This is a genomic window from Bacillus sp. AFS037270 (assembly GCF_002585305.1).
This window is the reverse complement of sequence record NZ_NUNF01000074.1, coordinates 1-5,793: the sequence shown is the minus strand read 5'-3', so window position 1 is coordinate 5,793 and position 5,793 is coordinate 1. Positions and strand designations below refer to the sequence as shown.

Here is a 5,793-nt window from a genome sequence, read left to right as displayed (position 1 = left end):
CTTGGCTGGACAGGTGATGCTCAGGTGTTCGCAGGAACTGCTGCCTATAATCGAAATGTAGCTTTGTTCTTTACTAAATGGCTGCATGATTTAGCATCGGAACAGACAGCAGAATTTGGTGTTCCTCATGTTATTCCGAATATTTTAGTACAACAGGAAGGTGCGGCTGCCTGGAGTGATGCCGCAGTCATTATTCCTTGGGTCATTTATCAGACATATGGGGATAAGAGGATTTTGGAAGAACAATATGAAAGTATGAAGGGCTGGGTTGATTTTATCAAATCACGCTGCGGTAGTAACGGACTATGGCAGACCGGCTTTCAGTATGGAGACTGGCTGGCATTAGACAAAGAAGAAAGTGCAGACTTTTCAGGAGCCACTGATAAACACTTAGTCGCAAATGCCTACTATGCATATTCAACAGATATCGTGAGAAAAACGTCAAGACTTCTAAATTATACAGAAGATGCCGATAAGTACGATGAACTATATGGGGAAATTAAAAAGGCATTTAATGAAGAATATATTACTTCTACTGGAAGAATTTTGAGTGAAACACAGACAGGCTGTATATTAGCGCTTTATTTTGATTTGGCAGAAGAAAAGTATCGCGATAGAATTCTAAAATCCTTGGCAACCAATATTGCAAACCATAAAAACCACCTTTCTACCGGCTTTGTTGGAACTCCGTATTTATGCCATACTTTGACGGAAAATACTCTTCATGATCTAGCGGGAATTCTATTCTTAAGAGAGGATTATCCATCGTGGCTTTATTCTGTGAAAAAAGGGGCTACAACAATATGGGAGCGCTGGAATTCGATTTTACCAAATGGAGATTTTGATACCTCTGGAATGAATTCCTTAAACCACTATGCTTACGGTTCAATCGGCGACTGGATGTACCGAAAACTTGCCGGTATCAACCAATTGGAACCAGGGTACAAGAGAATCCTGATAAAGCCACAGTTTATTAAAGGAATTACTTCAGTGGAAGCAACATTTAATTCTGTTTACGGCGAAATAAAAAGTGCTTGGGTTTGCCAGGATAAATGGATCAAGATAAAAGTTGAGATTCCTGCAAATACGACCGCAGTGTTATACCTTCCAGAGAAAGAAGAACCAATTGAATTAGGTTCCGGAACCTATAAGTATGAGTACGCGACAGAAACTAATTTAGAAAAAGAACGGTTTACATTTGATTCGACGCTGAAGGAAATTCTTGATGAGCCTCTGGCAGTACAAATTTTAAATCAGTATGCGCCGGATTTAATGAACAATCCAGCTATTCAGTTTGCATATCAGTTATCGATTATTGAGATATTAGCCAACGCACCAGGTGATGAAACGGTGCAGTTGTTTAAAAAAGTTATTGACACCCTTAACAATAGACAGAATGAAGTTTTGACAAAATAAAAAAGATTATCAAACAGATTGTTGATTGTTGGTCGATATGTTGTAGCAAAAGGAAAATGGCGCTTCTAACGTCAATTGGTACACTATTATCTTTTCTATTTAGTATAGTTGGAGGGTTTGTATCCAACTTTTTCAAACGCCTGAAACCATTTGTTATCGGAGCGGGTATTTTAATGAGAACGGCTTTGATTTACTAGGGTTTTTACCTCCAATTTTACAATCTATCTAATTTTAGATATCGTTTCAGCCATTTGCACAGGTGTCTTTTTTTGAATAGATATGGTTCTTCTAACACGAGTTCTTCCAAACCAGGAAGATGCTGCAAAGAATCTTGGTATATTGAATATTGGGAACAATTTTCCTAATTTATTGTTCCAGCGATAATGCCGTTATTTCTTGGACTAGGCGGGTATGAGGCAGCGTTTTTTATCCTCGGCATACTTAGGATAGTGGGCTCAATTGCCGTCCTAACAGTTCTAGAAATGTCATTTGAAAAAAAGGAGCAATTGAATTAAAAGATCAAACTAGAAGTAATATAAAATCTAAAAGTTACCTTTTATTAAAACTAAACCGCTTCGGTTTTAAATTTATTTCAAATAGGATAGGAGTTAGGAAATGCTAGGTACCTGGAATGCAATATTACAAACCCCATTTGCAAAAATGAAATTTGTTTTTATTATTGAAAAAAAGAACAATATACTTTCAGCGTTAAAGAGCCTACTCAGTTAAACATTCAATTTGAATCCGTAATCGTTGAAGGAGAACAGCTTCGAGCTAAAGGAAAGTACATTCTTTTATCAGAAGGTGTTGCAGAGATTACTCTTACCTTTGAAGAAGACTCTTTTAATGGTTCGATTAATCTTCAACCTTTTGGCATTCTACCAATTGAAGGGCAAAAGGGAGAGGGGATATCTTTAGCTCAAGCATTAATGAACGAAGTAAAAAATCACCGAAAGTCTAATTCCATTGTCGAACGGACAGAGGAGGAAATTCAACAAGAAGTGGATCGACTTGTGAAAAACATGACCGTCCGCGAGAAAATTGGTCAAATGAGCCAGTGTTTGGCATCTAATTTCTCTTTCGGAGGAGATGTCGAGTCTGAGCCTGCGGAAAAGTTAGTAGCTGAGGGAAAAGCTGGTTCGATTTTAGGTGCTTTTGATATTAATCGAGTTTTTGAGTTGCAAAAAATTGCTGTAGAACAATCACGTTTAGCGATTCCATTACTTTTTAACGGTGACATTATACATGGTCATCAAACTGTTTTTCCTGTCCCGCTGGCTTGGTCCTGTAGCTGGGATATTGAAGGAATCAAAAGAGCATGCGCTATTGCTGCAAAGGAGGCGTCCGCATCTGGCATTACGTACAATCATGGGCCCATGGTGGACGTAACACGAGACGCCAGATGGGGAAGAGTGGTAGAAGGTGCTGGTGAAGACCCATACTTGGGATCATTAATTGCAAAAGCTCAGGTTGAGGGATTCCAAGGAGATAGCTTAATAAGTGAAGAAACGATCATCGCATGTTTGAAACACTTTATTGCTTATGGTGCTGCAGAAGGTGGACGGGACTATAACACAGTGGACATATCTGAAGGCACATTAAGAAACGTCTTTCTACCGCCTTTTAAAGCAGGAATCGAGGCTGGGGCAGGTTCAGTAATGAATTCGTTCAATGTTTATCAGGGAATCCCAGTTGCAGGGAACAAAGCTATATTGAAGGATTTGTTGCGGAATGAACTTGGTTTTAACGGTATTTTGATTTCCGACTATGGAGCTGTTGACGAAATTGCCATTCATGGCGCTGCTAGGGATCAAAAAGATGCGGCTAAAATGGCTGTTGATGCCTCCATGGATATTGAAATGGTCACTACTACTTATTCAAAGGTTATTCCTGGACTTATTGAAGAAGGAAGGCTTCAAGAAAGTCAATTAGACGAAGCCGTAAAAAGGATTCTTACCTATAAATTTAAGATAGGGATTATGGACGATCCTTTCCGTTATATTAGACCAGACAAAGAAGAGGAATATCATTTTTGTCAGAAGCATCTCAAAGAAAGCCGAGAACTTGCTAAAAAGTCCATTGTCCTATTAAAGAATAATAGAGTTCTTCCTTTAGATAAACAAAACCCTAAGATTGCGGTAATCGGACCGTTTGCTAACAGCAAAGATTTATTAGGTCCTTGGCAATTTTCTAGGTACGGTGATAAAACAGTGACTTTATTGGAAGGTTTAAAAGAAAAAGCTGTCAACAAGAACAATCTATTTTATGCAGAGGGAAGTAAAGTTGATGGTGAAATAGATGGAGGTTACGAGGAAGCACTTCTGCAGGCAAAACAAGCTGATATTGTGCTACTTGCTTTAGGCGAAAACAGTGAAATGTCAGGTGAGGCGGCTTCAAGAATGGACATTGAACTTCCTGAAGTTCAACGAAGATTAGCAGAGGAAGTTGTCAAATTGGGCAAGCCTACTGTCCTTGTTTTGACAAATGGACGCCCATTAGTTCTAGATTGGTTCAATGAAAACGTTGATGCTATTGTTGAAACTTGGTTCTTAGGGTCAGAAGCAGGTCATGCGATTGCCGATGTACTATTTGGGGATTATAATCCTTCTGGAAAGCTAACAATGGGTTTTCCATACAAAACTGGACAGGTACCTGTTTATTACAATCACTATAAAACTGGCAGACCATTAACAAAGAAAAATCAAAATGAGAAATATATATCAAAGTATCTAGACGGTCCAAATGAACCACTTTATCCATTTGGTTACGGATTGAGTTATACGACCTTTACCTATTCCGATATTTATTTGGATAAGACAACAATGGCTAAAGAAGATCAAATCAATGCAAGTATTATTGTCACCAATACAGGCGGTAATTCAGGTGAGGAAGTCGTACAACTTTATATTCAAGATCTATACGGGAGTGTTGTACGTCCTGTTAAAGAACTAAAAGGATTTAAAAAGATATACTTGAATCCAGGTGAAAGCACGAAAGTAACATTTACCATAACAGAAAACGATTTGAAATATTACACCTCTGATTTAGACTTCAGAGCTGAGGAAGGGGAGTTTAAAGTTTATATAGGAACTAACTCAAAAGATTTGAAAGTAGCAACTTTTGAATTAGTAGGGTAATAAAGAGAACCAGCTATTTGTCGTTTAGTACTAACTATATATCTTCCATTTGCTTTGCAAGTCATCACTTATGTGCTTCTTCAAAAGTATGATTTAGATGGGAAATATCCGCAGATTGTAAAAGAGTTAGAGGATAGAAAAAGCAAAAAAATTAATTAATAGTAAAGTCAACACGAAAGAGAACATTTGGATTGATTTCTAAAATGTTCTCTTTTTTATTGATACCTAGTGATATTCTTTAAATAAATTTCTATTGCTAAATTAATTTAATTAAAAGATTCATATATTACTATTTTTGTATAAATCTTGATACAAAAACGCTTCCAAACAAAATAAAATTAAATTATAAGTTTCACACAAAGGAGGAAATCTAAGAGAATTAAAAAAATAAGTATAAATAGCCAAATTGAGGCAAAAATTGCGTATTTAGTTAATTGGATAAAGACTTAAGAATAAATGAAAAATAATTTATAAAATGGGTTGTGATTATATGATCTTAAAAGATTTTCGTATAGAATACCAAGAGAATCCAGTTGGAATAGATGTTAGTAAACCGCGTTTTTCCTGGAAATTGGTTTCACAAGAGGAGAATGTTTTACAGACTGCTTATCAAATTATAGTAACAGAAGAGGGAAAGGTAGTTTGGGAAACCGGCAAAAGGGATAGTAGCGACTCTGTACTAATTAGTTATGAGGGACTTCACCTTGAAGCCTCTACCTTGTACGAGGTTACGGTTGAGGTTTGGGATAACAAAGGAAATCAGGCATTGGTACAAGGAAGTTTTGAAACAGGATTATTAAATGGAACAAACTTTAGTGCTGAATTTATTACACATGAATTCCCATCTGAAGAAACGGCATGTCCTGTTTTTGTCAAGGAATTTGAGGTCGAAAAAGAGATTGCGAAAGTCCGAGTTTATGCTACTGCTTTAGGAGTATATGAAATTAAAATTAATGGAGAAAAAGTGGGAGACACTTTTTTTGCACCGGGTTGGACCAATTATAAAAAACGACTGCAATACCAGACCTATCAAGCAGATAAAATGCTCCAAAAGCAAAATAAGATTGAAATAACAGTTGGAAACGGCTGGTATAAAGGGATCTTTGGCTTTGCTATGACACCAAATATTTATGGAGACCGTGTCGCTGCTTTAGCTGAGTTTCATATTACTTATTCTGATGGAACAAAAGAAATCATTAAAACCGATGAAAGCTGGAAGGTGACAACTGGAAAGATCCGT

The 5,793-nt window shown here is 37.0% G+C and carries 3 protein-coding genes; all 3 read left to right on the top strand.

Annotated features, from left to right (window positions below; translation table 11 throughout):
• Positions 1 to 1,416 (top strand): alpha-L-rhamnosidase-related protein (locus tag COD92_RS27155; RefSeq protein ID WP_303745813.1); only part of this gene is annotated, 1,416 nt, incomplete at its 5' end.
• A gap of 929 nt (positions 1,417 to 2,345) precedes the next feature.
• On the top strand, positions 2,346 to 4,553 hold the full coding sequence (bglX, locus tag COD92_RS27150) for a beta-glucosidase BglX (protein ID WP_098533437.1): 2,208 nt from the start codon (positions 2,346 to 2,348) through the stop codon (positions 4,551 to 4,553).
• Positions 4,554 to 5,043: 490 nt separating this feature from the next.
• A partial coding sequence (locus tag COD92_RS27145) for an alpha-L-rhamnosidase N-terminal domain-containing protein (protein WP_176541458.1) occupies positions 5,044 to 5,793 on the top strand: 750 nt, incomplete at its 3' end.